The organism is Burkholderia sp. 4M9327F10, from assembly GCF_005503145.1.
Taxonomy (GTDB): Bacteria; Pseudomonadota; Gammaproteobacteria; order Burkholderiales; family Burkholderiaceae; genus Paraburkholderia.
Genome location: NZ_SCNV01000066.1, coordinates 1 through 13,115 on the forward strand (window position 1 = coordinate 1; position 13,115 = coordinate 13,115).

The 13,115-nt window shown below is 65.2% G+C and carries 10 protein-coding genes; 8 read left to right on the forward strand and 2 right to left on the reverse strand.

Going from position 1 to position 13,115, the window contains the following annotated elements; all coding sequences use genetic code 11:
• The first annotated feature begins 169 nt into the window (after nucleotides 1-169).
• The 8 genes from FFS45_RS35260 to FFS45_RS35295 all read left to right on the forward strand — a co-directional run bounded on the left by FFS45_RS35260 (nucleotide 170) and on the right by FFS45_RS35295 (nucleotide 11,162).
• Nucleotides 170-2,974: a UPF0182 family protein gene (locus tag FFS45_RS35260; protein WP_137959256.1), complete on the forward strand. Its 2,805-nt coding sequence runs from the start codon at nucleotides 170-172 to the stop codon at nucleotides 2,972-2,974.
• A gap of 136 nt (nucleotides 2,975-3,110) precedes the next feature.
• Nucleotides 3,111-3,440, forward strand: coding sequence for a hypothetical protein (locus FFS45_RS35265; RefSeq protein WP_137959257.1), 330 nt, complete (start codon nucleotides 3,111-3,113; stop codon nucleotides 3,438-3,440).
• Between the two features lie 223 nt (nucleotides 3,441-3,663).
• Entirely contained in the window at nucleotides 3,664-5,109 is a 1,446-nt protein-coding gene (locus FFS45_RS35270; protein WP_137959258.1) for an NAD-dependent succinate-semialdehyde dehydrogenase, read from the forward strand.
• A gap of 500 nt (nucleotides 5,110-5,609) precedes the next feature.
• Nucleotides 5,610-6,788: an extracellular solute-binding protein gene (locus tag FFS45_RS35275; protein WP_137959259.1), complete on the forward strand. Its 1,179-nt coding sequence runs from the start codon at nucleotides 5,610-5,612 to the stop codon at nucleotides 6,786-6,788.
• Entirely contained in the window at nucleotides 6,785-8,605 is a 1,821-nt protein-coding gene (locus tag FFS45_RS35280) for a sensor domain-containing diguanylate cyclase (protein ID WP_137959260.1), read from the forward strand. Before FFS45_RS35275 ends, FFS45_RS35280 begins: the two co-directional genes overlap by 4 nt.
• A 92-nt stretch (nucleotides 8,606-8,697) precedes the next feature.
• The gene (locus FFS45_RS35285) at nucleotides 8,698-9,150 is read left to right on the forward strand and encodes a MarR family transcriptional regulator (protein WP_137959261.1); all 453 of its coding nucleotides are present in this window, start codon (nucleotides 8,698-8,700) and stop codon (nucleotides 9,148-9,150) included.
• Nucleotides 9,151-9,267: 117 nt separating this feature from the next.
• Complete coding sequence (locus tag FFS45_RS35290; RefSeq protein ID WP_137959262.1) at nucleotides 9,268-9,831, forward strand: isochorismatase family protein; 564 nt, start codon at nucleotides 9,268-9,270, stop codon at nucleotides 9,829-9,831.
• A 17-nt stretch (nucleotides 9,832-9,848) separates the two neighbouring features.
• The gene (locus FFS45_RS35295) at nucleotides 9,849-11,162 is read left to right on the forward strand and encodes an MFS transporter (protein ID WP_137959283.1); all 1,314 of its coding nucleotides are present in this window, start codon (nucleotides 9,849-9,851) and stop codon (nucleotides 11,160-11,162) included.
• Between the two features lie 130 nt (nucleotides 11,163-11,292).
• On the opposite strand, the gene FFS45_RS35300 is transcribed toward FFS45_RS35295, so the two are convergent.
• Both FFS45_RS35300 and FFS45_RS35305 read right to left on the reverse strand, forming a co-directional pair.
• Nucleotides 11,293-11,841, reverse strand: coding sequence for a DUF4142 domain-containing protein (locus FFS45_RS35300; protein WP_137959263.1), 549 nt, complete (start codon nucleotides 11,839-11,841; stop codon nucleotides 11,293-11,295).
• A gap of 219 nt (nucleotides 11,842-12,060) precedes the next feature.
• The gene (locus FFS45_RS35305; protein WP_137959264.1) at nucleotides 12,061-12,966 is read right to left on the reverse strand and encodes a LysR family transcriptional regulator; all 906 of its coding nucleotides are present in this window, start codon (nucleotides 12,964-12,966) and stop codon (nucleotides 12,061-12,063) included.
• Between the last annotated feature and the right edge of the window lie 149 nt (nucleotides 12,967-13,115).

A 13,115-nucleotide genomic window follows, 5' to 3' on the forward strand; every position in this document is an offset into this window, starting at 1 on the left:
ATCTCCCGCTCTCCGCTCTCCCCCCTCCCTCGCCCTCACCGCGACGCACCTTCCACTCGCAGAATCCGGCCCCGCGCGCAGCGTCCGTTCGCGCCCCGGAATACAATCATTCATGTGAGTAGTCCCGATCCGGGTCGACCACAAGTGGCGACCCAACCATGGAGGGTCGATGCGTTCACAAGAAAAATCCCCCGCGCGGTTCAGACGAATCGCGATCGCGGCGGTCGTGGTAATCATCGCTGTCCTGACTGTTGCGGGACGCATCAGCGGCGTCGTAGTCGATGGGCTGTGGTTTGCATCCATCGGCTATGCGAACGTTTTCTGGACCGTCCTTTCCACCCAGGTGTTCCTCTTTGCCGCGGTGTTTGCCGCATCGGCGGCGCTCATTGCCGTCTCCGGATTCGTCGCGCACCGTTATGCGACGCCGCCAGGCAGCTGGCAAGTCGAAGCAGCTGAATCGCCGGGCCCGCCGGACCTCATCAACGCACTGACCGGGCAACTTGCGCCGCGCATTCCCTGGCGCGCCAGCATCGCTGCAGGCGCACTCGTTCTGGGGTTCCTGATCGCCGCCGGAGAGACCTCCAATTGGGACATGGTGCTGCGCTACCTGCATCAGGTGCCGTTCGGCCAGCGCGATCCTGTCTTCGGCAAGGACATCGGCTTTTACCTGTTCTCGCTGCCTGCCTGTCTCGCGCTCAAGAACTGGCTATGGCAGGTGCTTTTCTGCAGCACGATCCTCGCCGCCGCGGTCTACGGCATACGCGGCGACCTCACCTTCGAGCGCTTGCCGCGCGGACTCTCGCGCGCAGCCGCGGCGCATGCGTGCGCGCTGCTCGGCCTGTTCTTCGTCGTGAAGGCATGGTCGTACACGCTCGAGCGCTTTCTGCTCCTGTACGGCGACAACGGCGTCGTGGTTGGAGCGAGCTATACCGACATCCACGTCGAGCTGCCGGTGCTATGGGTGCTCGCGGGACTCGCCGCCGTTGCAGCGCTCGCGTCATGGTTCAACATGCGCCGGCCTGGCTACCGGATTCCGGCCGCCTCGGCGCTGCTGGTATTCGGCGGCTCGTTCCTGCTGGCCGGCATCTACCCTGCGCTGTTCCAGCGTCTCTATGTCAAGCCGAGCGAACTGCAACTGGAGACGCCTTATATCCGGCACAACATCGCGCTGACGCGAAGTGCCTACGGTCTCGCGCAGATTGCGGTCAAGCCGTTTCCGGCCGAGCAGGGATTGAACCTCGCCTCGCTCGACGCCAATCGCGCAACCGTCGACAACATCCGTTTGTGGGATGTGCAGCCGCTGATGGATACCTACGCGCAGTTGCAGGAGATCAGGACTTACTACAAGTTCCTCTCCGTGGACATCGACCGCTACCGCCTCGACAGCGGTTACCGGCAGGTGATGCTCTCGGCGCGTGAACTCGATTCCTCGATGCTGCCGGCCAACGCCCAGACCTGGGTGAACCTGCATCTGCTCTTCACGCACGGCAGCGGCGTGGTCATGTCGCCGGTCACGGAAAAATCGGCCGAAGGCTTGCCCTCCTTCTACCTGCAGGATATTCCGCCCGCTGCAAGCGGCGGCCCTGCGATTCGCGAGCCGCGCCTCTACTTCGGCGAAGGCGGTGATGGCTATGTCATCGTCAAGGGCAACGTGCCCGAATTCGACTATCCGAAGGGCAAGGACAACGTGTATACCACCTACAGCGGACGCGACGGCATCGCCATTGGCAGCACCGCGCGCCGCAGTCTGTTCGCCTGGCAGTTCGACGACCCGAACATCCTGCTGACCGGCTACATCACGAGCGGCAGCCGGATTCTGCTGCACCGGAACATTCAGGACCGGGTGCGCATGATCGCGCCATTCCTCACGCTCGATCACGACCCTTATGTGGTGGTGAGCAACGGCCGCCTGTTCTGGATGCAGGACGCCTATACGACCAGCCGCTGGTTCCCCTACGCCCAACCCGCCACCGACGGCGGCGCGAACTATATCCGCAACTCGGTCAAGGTGGTGATCGACGCCTACAACGGCACAGTGGACCTCTATGTCAGCGATCCGGGCGACCCGGTCGTGCAGACCTATCAGCGTATCTTCCCGGGTCTGTTCAAACCGCTGGCGGCCATGCCGCAGGATCTGCAGCAGCATATCCGCTACCCCGAGGACCTGTTTCTGATCCAGGCGCAGCTTTATCGCGCGTACCACATGGATGCGCCGGAAGTCTTCTACAACCGCGAAGACCTCTGGCAGTTTCCACGGGAGCTGGTCGGCATCGATGGCGGCAGCAGCCCCGGCACGCCGATGGCGCCGTACTACACGATCATGCGGCTGCCCGGCGAGCCGCACGAGGAGTTCGTCCTGATGCTGCCCATGGTGCCGAGCCAGCGCGACAACATGATCGCGTGGCTGGCGGCGCGCTGTGACCCGCCCGAGTACGGCAAGCTGATTGTCTACACGTTCCCCAAGGACAAGCTGGTTTACGGGCCGTTCCAGATCGAGGCGCGCATTCAGCAGAACACGGAGATTTCGCAGCAGATCTCCCTGTGGAACCAGATGGGCTCCCGCGTGATTCGCGGCCATCTGCTGGTGGTGCCGATCGACAATTCGCTCCTGTATGTCTCGCCGCTTTACCTGCGGGCGGAGTCGGGTCAGTTGCCCGAGCTGAAGCGCGTGATCGCGGCGTATGGCGACCGGGTGGTCATGGACGAGACCCTGGGCGGCGCGCTGGCGGCGCTCTTCAACGGGAACACGCCGCTCGCCGCCGCGCCGGTGGGGACTGCAGGCACAGCGGACGCGCGTGCCCGCGACGCGCTGGCCCACTACGAGCGCGCCATCGAGCGGCTGAAGGCCGGCGACTGGAGCGGCTTCGGTGCGGAACTCGATGCGCTGCGGCCGCTTCTGGAGGCGCTGGGCGGCGGCCGCACTCAGGGACCGGCGCAGGGACAGGCTCAAGGACAAACCCCGGGACAAAAGTGAGACCCGCGCAGCACCGGCCTGCGGCGTTGAATGCCGGTTTCGCCCGCTTGCCGGTAAACTACCGCCTTTCGTTTTGCGCTTCCGCACCGGCCAGGCCCTGCGGAGCGCCGCTCTTCCAACGACAGGATCAGGTCACATGAAGCGAGTAGTCGTATCAGCAGCGTTGGCGGTGTGCCTCGCGCAACCGGCCGCACAGGCGGTAGCGCAGACCGTCAGCGACCAGTGTTTTGCGCTTGGCGATATTGCCGGCCAGGTGGCCTCGTGGCGCATGCACAAGAAGACCAAGGCCCAGGCGCTGACCCAGGCGGCAACCTACTACAAGGACGACTCCGACCGCCAGGCGGTCGACGCGATCATCGAGCGCATTTACGGCCCTGAGGGCCAGACGCTGACGCCGGATCAGGCCAGCATGATCGTCACCGCCGACTGCGCCAACCGGCACAAGGGCGCCGCCTCCGCGCCGTAGCCAACGGCGGGCCATAGCCGGCGGCGGGCCGTGCTTAGCCGGCGACTTCGGCCCGCCCGGCGCCCGGCCGCCGCCGCACCGCCGCCAGATCCGCCGTCATCCCTCCCCGCTTCCCGCGCCGCCTGTGAGACCGCGCGCAATCGGCTAAGATGGCTGTCTCAGCAGCCCACCCGGCCGCCCGCAGTTTCGCGGCCGCTCGCCCCAACCGTCAGAGGAACCCAGCATGGCCACATCGAGCTATACCGATACCCGTCTCCTGATCAACAACGAGTGGTGCGACGCCGCCAGCGGCAAGACCCTCGAAGTCCTCAACCCGGCCACCGGCAAGCCGATCGGCAAGGTGGCCCACGCCGGCATCGCCGATCTGGATCGCGCCCTCGCCGCGGCACAAAAGGGCTTCGAAGCCTGGCGCAAGATTCCCGCCGCCGAGCGCGCCACCACCATGCGCAAAGCCGCCGCGCTGGTGCGCGAGCGCGCCTCGGACATCGCCCGCCTGATGACCCAGGAGCAAGGCAAGCCGTTCGCCGAAGCGCGCGTTGAAATGCTGTCGGCCGCCGACATCATCGAATGGTTCGCAGACGAAGGCCGCCGCGTCTACGGGCGAGTGGTGCCGTCGCGCAACCTGGCTGCCCAGCAACTGGTGCTGAAAGAGCCGATCGGCCCGGTCGCCGCCTTCACGCCGTGGAACTTCCCGGTCAACCAGGTGGTGCGCAAGCTGAGCGCCGCACTCGCGAGCGGCTGCTCGTTCCTCGTCAAGGCGCCGGAAGAAACCCCGGCATCGCCTGCCGCGCTGCTGCAGGCCTTTGTCGAAGCCGGCGTGCCGGCCGGCACCGTGGGTCTCGTGTTCGGCGACCCGGCCGAAATTTCCAGCTACCTGATTCCGCACCCGGTCATCCGCAAGGTCACCTTCACCGGCTCGACGCCGGTCGGCAAGCAGCTCGCCGCGCTGGCCGGCACGCACATGAAGCGCGCCACCATGGAGCTGGGCGGCCACGCGCCGGTGATCGTCGCGGCGGACGCGGACGTCGCGCTCGCCGTCAAGGCGGCCGGCGGCGCCAAGTTCCGCAACGCGGGCCAGGTGTGCATTTCGCCGACGCGCTTTCTCGTGCATAACAGCATCCGCGAAGAGTTCTCGCAGGCGCTCGTCAAGCACGCCGAGAGCCTCAAGCTCGGCGACGGTCTCGCCGAAGGCACCACACTCGGGCCGCTCGCCAATGCGCGGCGTCTGACGGCCATGGCCAAGGTGCTCGACGACGCCCGCGCCACCGGCGCGACGGTCGCAACCGGCGGCGAGCGGGTCGGCACAGAGGGCAACTTCTTTGCGCCGACCGTGCTGACCAACGTGTCGCTCGAAGCCGATGTGTTCAACAACGAACCGTTCGGTCCGGTCGCGGCGATTCGCGGCTTCGACTCGCTCGAAGACGCGATCGCCGAAGCCAATCGCCTGCCGTACGGTCTGGCCGGCTACGCATTCACGAAGTCGTTCGCCAACGTGCATCTGCTGTCGCAGCATCTTGAAGTCGGCATGCTGTGGATCAACCAGCCGGCCACGCCGACGCCGGAAATGCCGTTTGGCGGCGTCAAGGATTCGGGCTACGGCTCAGAAGGCGGCCCGGAAGCCATGGAAGCGTATCTGGTGACCAAGTCCGTGACGGTCATGTCGTCCTAAGCCAGTCCACGCACCGGCACTCGCTCGCGCAGCGTCAGGCGCGGCGAATCCAGGCGGCCCCGCAAGGGGCCGCTTTTTTTATGGCTGCGGCGTGCGTTAAACGTGAAGCGGCGTGAAGCGACGTGAACCGTCAAATGTTAAGTGTTAAATGTCAGACGCCGGAACGTCTGCGCTTCGCCGGTGATTTTTTGAAAGGTTCCCCCAACGATTACGGCTCAAGATATTCGTCGCCGCAGCCGTTATGCATATGAGAGGCGCGCTCGCGCGTTTTTAGCGAAATGCAGTCTGGCCGGGTGCAGATCGCGACAACGCCGGGCGTGCGCACTAACCTTCGCAAACCGCGAACAACCGATCAATCCTCGCCAGCAGGCCTGTCTGATGTGCCGCGTCCAGCAGGACGATGAAGGACCTGGCAGCGAAGACATGCAATTGCTCGAATTCGAGCGCATGATGCTGAGCGATGTTGATCTTCTGTACACGCTTGCAAAAGGAACAACTACATGCGCTGGGGCCTCCCGTTCCTCTGGCGACGAACGCCGCAACCCGTTAGGACACCGGCGAATCCGTTCTGCCGTACCCATTGCGCATACGATGTGCGAAGACCGTTGCAACAGCTTTCCGCGCTTGCTTTGCTTGCGTGCACGTCGCTGTCCTCATTGGTGTTTCTGGCGCTTTTGTCGCTATTTCCGGCCGCGCCCGCGGTAGCCAGCGAAAGCGTCCTGCGTGTGCTGGCCTGGCCCGGCTACGCCGACGGCGACGTGGTGAAAGCGTTCGAAGCGCGCTTTCATGCCACGGTGGAAGTGACGCTGGTCGATTCCGACGAAGCGCTCTGGGACAAGATGCATGCGGGCGCCGCTCCGCAGTACGACGTGCTCGCCGCCAACACCGCCGAAATCCAGCGCTATCGGCACGAACACATGCTGGCGCCGCTCGACCTCAAACAGTTGCCCAACACGCGGCGGCAACTGCCGCGCTTTCAGGCGCGCACCTCGATCGACGGCCTCACCGGAGAAGGCAAGGTCTACGCGATCCCGTTCACGTATTCGTCCATGGGGCTGATCTACGATCGCAAGCAGATCGCGGTGGCGCCGCGTTCGATGGCGGAGCTATGGAATCCGCGCTATCGCGGCAAGGTGCTCGACTTCAACAGCGCGCAGCACAACTTCTCGTTCACGGCGCTGGCACTCGGCTATCCCGATCCGTTTCAGTTAAGCCCTGCGCAAACCCGTGAGATTGCGCTCAAGCTGATCGATCTGCGGCGCAATCTGCTCACCTACTACAACCTGCCTGAAGAGGCGACGGCGTTCTTTATCCATCACAAGGCCGCGCTGATGTTCGGCAACTACGGCACCCAGCAGCTCGCGCAGTTGCGCCGCGCCGGCGCGGACGTGGGCTACGTGATTCCCGACGAAGGCGCGCTTGCCTGGCTCGACTGCTGGGCAATGACGAGCACAGCCGCCAACCCGCCGCTGGCGCTCGCATGGATCAACTACATGCTCGAGCCGGACGTCAGCGCCCTGCTGACGCAGCGCCAGGGCCTCGCCAATACGCTGAGCCCGTCGCCGGAGAGCAATCTCGACGCGCACCTGATCTGGATCCGCCCGGTGGACAACATTCAGCGGCGCGAAGCGTTATGGAGCAAGATCGTTTCGGGAGACCGGCCGGAGACCTTCAAATGATGCGTCCGGGCCTGACCTTCAAGCTCTCGGTCCTGCTTGCCTGCATTGGCGTGGTCGCCTCCGGCGCGACCGGCTACTACGCGTACCGCGCCAACCGCACGATGCTCGTGAGCGAAGCCGAGCAGAACCTGCTGACCTCGACTGAGCTGCTGGGCCAGCGCTTTTCGGTGTCGATCGACGACGTGGCCGCGGACGCGCAGGTGCTCGCCACGCTGCCGTCGGCCGCCCGGGTCACGCAATTCGACGACGGCACCGGCGCCGACCCCGCACGCGAGCGGCTCGCGAAGGTGTTCAGCAGCTTCATGGCGAATCACCCCGAGTATCTGCAAATCCGTCTGATCACGCGTCAGCACTATGGGCTGGAGCTGATCCGCTTCGACCGCGACGGCCAAAGCGCGGTGCGCGTCGAGACGAGCCGCCTGCAGGAAAAAGGTCAGTTTGCCTACGTATTCGATACGCTCGCGCTGCCGCCGCACGGCATTTATATTTCGCCGATCGCAGTCAATCACGAGCATGGCGCGCATTCCGCCGAGGGCAAGCCCACGCTGCGGCTCGGCACGCCGGTGGTGGCGGACAACGGCAGCATGGTCGGCGTCGTGGTGATCGACGTCGACCTCGCGGCCATGCTCAAGCTGTTGCAGGTGGACCTGCCGCGCGACTATCAGGTCTATCTCGCCAACGAGTGGGGCGACTTCCTGATTCATCCCGACGCTTCACAGACCTTTGGTTTCGACCACGGCCGGCGCGTTTTCATGCAGGACAGTTTTCCGGCGACGCGGCCCCTGTTCGAGCAATCGAAGAGCGATGTGCTGATGAACGGCCTGGTGCGCCCGCAGCAGGCGGCGGGCCACGTGCTTGCCTTTATCCGCCGGCCGTTCGGCGCGCTCGACGGCAACCGCTTCATCGTGCTTGGCCTCGCCAAGCCGCTTGACGAGGTACTGGCCGGCGCGAACCAGCTCGGCGAGCGGATTATCCGCATGGTGCTGGTGTCGAGCGTCTTGGCCTTCCTGCTCGCCATCCTGTTTGCACGCGCGCTGACCCAGCCGCTGCAGATGCTCGCACACGCCGCCACCTATTTCTTCGCAGACCATACGATGGGCGCGCTGCCGCTCAAACGCACCGACGAGATCGGCGTGCTGGCGCGCTGCTTCGACCGGATGCGCCGCGAGATCCGCTCGCAGCTCGACGCCCTGCACAGCAAGCAGCACGAACTCGTGCATCTCGCCAGCCACGATGCGCTCACCGGCCTGCCTAACCGCATGCTGTTTATCCAGAAGCTGGAGACGGCGATTCACGAGGCCGCCGCGAGCGGCGAGCGGCTTGCCGTGCTGTTCGTCGACCTCGACCGTTTCAAGCAGATCAACGACCAGTTCGGCCATGCGGTCGGCGACCAGGTGCTCGCCAGCGTGGCACGGCGCCTGCAACTGGTGCTCTCGGAGCGCGATACGGTCGCGCGGCTCGGCGGCGACGAGTTCATCGTGCTGATTCGCGGCGCAGCCTCGACCGGCGCGGCGCCGGGCATCGCCGCCGGCATCGTCGATTCGTTGAACGAGGTGCTGTTGATCGACGAACAACCGATGGTGGTCGGCGCGAGTATCGGCATCAGCGAGTATCCCGCCGACGGCGCTTCGGCCGAGATGCTGCTGCTTAACGCCGATGCCGCCATGTATGCCGCCAAATCGGGCGAGCACGTCGCGTGGCTGCGCTACCAGGATCTGCTCGAGGCGCGCCGCCGCAAGGCCTCCGGCGCGACTGCGAACGACCCGGATGGCGACGGGATGGCGCCCGACTCGGATAACCTGGACGCCGTCCTGTAAGGCAGGCCGCGCAAGCTTCGGATTGACGCCGATCTTGACGCGCGAGCCACTATGAAGGTAACCTTCACAGGTTCCCTTCATATCCTGCGGACATGAACGAATCCCCCTCTGACCCCGAAGCCCTGCGCGCGCTGGCGCTGGCCGGGGATTTGCGCGTCGTCATTGGCCAGTTGAAGCGGCGCTTGCGCGAGCAGGCCCATCTGGGCGACCTCACCTGGTCGCAGATCCGCGTGCTCTCGCGCCTGGATAGCGAGGGACCGGCCACCGTGACCGCCCTCGCCCGCGCCGAGGGCATGCGCCCGCAATCGATGGGCGAAACGGTCTCTGCCCTGAAAGCGGCCGGCTTCGTGAGCGGCGCACCCGATCCCGACGACGGGCGGCAAACCGTGCTGTCGCTCACGCCGGCTTGCGCGGAAGCCATCAAGAATGGCCGCGCCGCGCACGAAGACTGGCTGTTCCGCTCCATCCGCACCAGGCTCGCCGCTGCGGAACAGGCCCAACTGGCAAGCGCTGTCGAACTGCTCAAACGCCTCGTCGAAACCTGATCCCTGCTGCCGCGCGCAAGGACCCCAGGCACCGCGCGCCAGCCGCCATTCGAACCCCGCCGCAGGTGGCGCCACACCGGCGCCGCCGCTGCCCTCACCCCCACGAAGGAGCATTTCATGGCACTCACCACCCTTGATCCGAACACCGCACTGATCGTCATCGACCTGCAGAACGGCATCGTCGCACTGCCCACCGCGCACTCGACCGGCGAAGTCGTCCAGAAGAGCCGCGTGCTGCTCGACGCGTTCCGTGCGCACCAGTTGCCGGTCGTGCTCGTCAACGTCGCCGGCGTCGCACCGGGCCGCAACGAACAGCCGCGTCACAGCGGCGCGTTTCCGGACGGCTGGACCGATCTCGTAGCCGAACTGAACCAGCAGCCGCAAGACCATCTGGTGACCAAGCGCACGTGGGGCGCCTTCACCGGCACGGACCTCGAGCAGTATCTGAAGGGACGCGGCGTCACCCAGGTGGTCATCGTCGGCGTGGCCACCAGCATTGGCGTCGAATCGACGGCACGCCAGGCGAGCGAACTGGGCTTTAACGTCACGTTCGGCGTCGACGCCATGACCGACCTGAATGCCGACGCGCACCACAACTCGATTACGCGGATTTTCCCGCGTCTCGGCGAGAGCGGCACCACCGCGGAGATCGTCGCCCTGCTCGGGCAGACCCGCGCGTGAGCGGCCCGGGCCAGCCGGTGAGAGGCACCTTCCGCTCGCTGAGCGGCTTCAACTACCGGGTCTGGGCCAGCGGCGCCCTCGTCTCCAACGTGGGGACCTGGATGCAGCGCACGGCCCAGGACTGGCTGGTGCTCACCGAGCTGACCCACCGCAACGCGACGGCGGTGGGCATCGTGATGGCGCTGCAGTTCGGCCCCATGATGCTCCTGCTGCCGCTGACAGGCTTCGCGGCCGATCATTTCAACCGCCGCAAGATGCTGTTCGTGACCCAGGCGGCCATGGGCGCGCTCGCCCTCGGGCTCGGCGTGCTGACGCTCTCCGGGCTCGTGCAGTTGTGGCAGGTGTACCTGTTTGCGTTCCTGCTCGGCTGCGTCACCGCGTTCGACTCGCCCGCGCGACAGACCTTCGTTGCGGAACTGGTCGGCGAAGAGGACCTGTCGAATGCGGTGGCGCTCAACTCCACGTCGTTTAACGCCGGCCGGATGATCGGCCCGGCGGTAGCCGGCGTGCTGATCGCCTCGGTCGGCACCGGCTGGGTGTTCCTGCTCAATGCGGCCTCTTTCGCCGCGGTGCTGGGCTCGCTGCGGATGCTGCGCATCCACGAACTGCACCACAAGCTCAAGGCGCAGCGCACCCGCGGCGGTTTCGTGGACGGCTTTCGCTATGTCGGCAAACGGCCCGATCTGATCGCGCTGCTGCTGATGCTGTTTCTGATCGGAACGTTTGGCCTTAACTTTCCGATCTTCATCTCGACCATGTCGGTCACGGCATTTCATGCAGGTGCGAGTCAGTACGGACTCCTGAGCTCGACTATGGCGACAGGTTCGGTGACCGGCGCCCTGCTCGCCGCGCGGCGTGCCCGGCCCCGGCTGGCGCTGCTGCTCGTGAGCGCCGCCCTGTTCGGCTGCGCCTGCACGCTCGCCGCGTGCATGCCGAACTATGTGCTGTTCGGCGGCACGCTGGTCATCATCGGCATTTGCACCCAGACCTTCACGACCTCGACCAATAGCCTCGTGCAACTGTCCACCGAGCCGGCCATGCGCGGCCGGGTGGTGGCAATCCTGCTCGCCATTGCATTGGGCGGCACGCCGCTCGGTGCGCCGATCGTCGGCTGGGTGGCCGATCATTTCGGCCCGCGCTGGGCGCTCGGCGTAGGCGCCGCGTCGGGCTTCGCCGCTGCGCTGGTCGGGCTTCACTACCTGCGCAAGTACCGCAACCTGCAGGTGTGGTTCGACGGCTGGCGTATCCGTGCGAGCGTCGATAGCGTCGAAGCTGCGCACGCTGTCTCGTCCGGCGCGCCAGCCGACGCGGTGCGGCAGAAGGCGCCTTAGCCGCACGCCTCGCCGTGGTCCCGGTCTTATCAACGGACAAGTCCAGTAGCCAGTTTAAAAAATCATGCCGAAGCGAATTATTTTTCTTGAAAAATAATTCGCGCTCGTCCATAAGGCGCGTCCTGCGCCATTACTCGGCGAGATGCTTCCTGCGCGCCAGCTCCCGGGCCTGCGCGTAATCCGCCTGCACCGTCGGCAGGGCCTGGCGCGCGGCCTCTTTCAACTGTCCATTGCGGCCTGAGGCAATCTCCGCCTGAAAGATGGACAAGGTCTTTTGCTCGTCGCCGAGCGCGACCTGCTCGATATAGGCCTTGTCAAAATCGCCGCCGCGCAGATCCTTGATGCTGTCGAGCACGGCCACATCCGGGTCGTTGTCCGGCACGTCGACACCACGCGGACTCGCGGCGCGCAATGCTTCCGAGAGCCTGGCGTTGTCCGCACCGACATGCTCCGCAAAGGCCTTGACTTCGCGATCGGTGGAGCGCGAGGTTGCCAGCCGTGCGGCCTCGTGCTGCGTCGACGCCGATCGGGTCGCGTCCGTGATAAAAGCCTGATCCTGGCCGTGCAGTCTTATCTCGTCTGGTGCAGCGGGTGCGCTCTGGGCGTGAGCGCTCGACGCAACCACCAGAAGACCGGTGGCGCAGGCGCCTATCAGCGAAGCAATCGGCAAGCGAATCATGCGTTCTCCCTGAAGTGAGGATGATGAAGAGACGCGGGAAATTCTAGAAGCCGGGCAGGAAGCGCAGCGCGAAAAATAATTCAGTTTTGTAACGGCTGGTAAAGAATCTGGCGCTGCCCTTGTTGCAATGCTTGCCGTGCGCGCGAAGCGATGAAAGCAGATTGTCTGGACCACCTGCCGTCACCGCGGTGCGGAAATGACCCGAACTGCGGCGCCGGTTTAGAGGCCAAGGTCCGGATGACGCTTGGCGAGTTCAGTGAACCATTCGGTAAACGCGCGGACCCGCGAACTCATGCGCCGATGCGGGTAGAGGATCGACAACGGGGTCGACGGGATCGTGTAAGCGGTCAGGATTTCCTGCAGTTCACCGCGCTCGATCATCTCCGCGACCATGAAACGCGAGGGCTGGATGATGCCGTAGCCCAGCACGCCGGCGGTAATGTAGACCGAGCCGTCGTTGACGGCGAGCGCCCCTTCGAGCGACACCCTCACCACTTCCCCGTTCACTTCGAACTCGAACGGAAAAGTCTTGCCGCTGCGTGCCGAGACATAGTTGACGGCGCGATGTCCTTCGAGCTCTTCGAGCGTCGTGGGTGTGCCATGCGCGGCGAGATAGGCGGGCGACGCACAGGTGGTAATGCGTGAGTTGCCGACGCGCCGGGCGACCAGGCTCGACTCTTCCGGCGTGCCCATGCGGATCACGCAATCCACGCCGTCCTGGATCAGGTCGATGTTGCGGTCCGCGAGGCCGAGGCGCACATCGATCTCCGGGTACTGCTGGTAGAAATCGCCAAGCGCCGGCAACAGCAGCGCTCTAGCCAGCGTGCCGGAGGTATCCACGCGCACCGTGCCGGCAGGCGTTTGCCGCTTGTTCGACAGCGACGACTCGGCATCCGATATCTCGGCGAGAATGCCGACACAACGTTCGTAGTACAACGCACCGTCTTCGGTGACGCTGACCTGGCGCGTGGTCCGGTTCAGCAGGCGCACGCCGACATGCTCTTCGAGCGCCTGAATCAGGTTGCTCACCGAGCCGCGCGGCAAGTCGAGCAATTCTGCGGCCTTGGAAAAGCTGTTGGTCTCGACCACGCGGGTGAAGACTTCCATTGCCTGAAGGCGGTCCATACGGGGCGATCCTTGTCAGTCTCGGGTTAAGTGACGGGCGTTGCGGGTAACTCGTTTGCGGCGGCGGCGGCCTTGGGAGAGCGGCGCCGGTCCTGACATTATCTCCGAGTGCAGGTCCGAAGTGTGCGCTGGACAAGCCGCCGCTTTGC